The sequence below is a fragment of the Bartonella sp. AP7XZML genome, assembly GCF_042195745.1.
Taxonomy (GTDB): Bacteria; Pseudomonadota; Alphaproteobacteria; order Rhizobiales; family Rhizobiaceae; genus Bartonella.
In genome coordinates this window covers 1-1,267 of sequence record NZ_JBHIOT010000117.1, presented here as the reverse complement: position 1 = coordinate 1,267, position 1,267 = coordinate 1, and the positions used below count along the sequence as shown (strand labels likewise).

Annotated in this window: 1 protein-coding gene and 1 pseudogene; both read left to right on the top strand. The window is 36.7% G+C overall.

What is annotated here, in order from left to right:
• Positions 1-433: pseudogene (locus ACFILT_RS09295) on the top strand (hypothetical protein); the annotation flags it as partial.
• A gap of 462 nt (positions 434-895) precedes the next feature.
• Positions 896-1,084, top strand: a complete 189-nt coding sequence (locus ACFILT_RS09290) for a hypothetical protein (protein WP_375679973.1) — start codon at positions 896-898, stop codon at positions 1,082-1,084.
• Positions 1,085-1,267 lie beyond the last annotated feature (183 nt).

Here is a 1,267-nt window from a genome sequence, read left to right as displayed (position 1 = left end):
ACTCACAAATGAAACGCGTGTAATTAATAATCATACCCTTTATCGCATTAAAGCATTAAAAGACTTTGCTGATGTTAAAGCTGGCGACCTTGGGGGCTTTATTGAAAGTGAAAGCAACCTCTCTCATGATGGGAATTGCTGGGTGTATGATGATGCTCTTGTTTTAAATCCTGCCCATATTTACGAAAATGCCAAGATTTTTAATAAGGCTATTATAATGGGCTTTGTTTATGGCAATGCTCATGTCTGTGATCACGCCCGCGTTTATGCAAATGCCCATGTTTATGACAATGCGCATCTTTCTTATAATGCTTGGGTTTATCATCAGGCGCGGGTTTATGGCAATGCAAAGATTTTTGGCAATGCTCAAGTTTGGTTTTTTGCTATAGTTGGTGATGATGCTTGTATTTATGAGAATGCAAAAATTACAGGCTAAACATACATTTGTGATCAAGTGAGTGTTTTTGGCAATTCATATATAGATACAAAAAAATTAAATGGTCATATGAAAATTTGTGATCAAATCATAAAAGACGCTGCTTAAATAACAGCGCGGGGCGCGGCGGGGGCGCCTGCTTTCCAACCAAATTTCCCATTTCAAATTTTATCAAACGTTTATCACATTAGATTGTGAGGGTATCTCTATGTGCAAAAAATATGAATTAACCAGTGAAATCAAAAAAATCAAACATGCTCTTACTCGAAATATTATAAATCTTTATCGCATTAAAGCTTTAAAAGATTTTGATGATGTTAAGACGGGGGATTTNNNNGGGTCTATGGTCGTGCCATTGTTGCTGGCTCGGCTCGTATTCATAGCTATGCCAAGGTTTATAATTATGCCTTTATTAATGGTCGTGCAAAAATACATGGCAAGGTCTATGGCGGTGCTTTGGTGGGCGGTTGTGCTGAAATTTATGGCTCTGTTTTTGGCAATGCCAAGGTTTTATTCTATACTAAGGTCTGGGGACGTGCTTATGGCAATGCGAAATTAACCAAGAAAAGCAAAGTAAAGGAAGTTCCTATAAATTATGAGGTTTATGAAAGCGATAACCTTGTCAAGATTGTTGAGGAAACAGAATAAAAATAGACACCGAGGTGCCTTCTTGATGGCTATAAACGCATTATAAGATAATTGCTTAATATACATATCATAAAAGAGAGCATTCATAAAAGAAAGCCGTGCCAAGTGATATGACGCGGCTTTCAATGGAGGTATGTGCAAATATTTCATATAAACGAAATCAATAATGAATGCATATATACA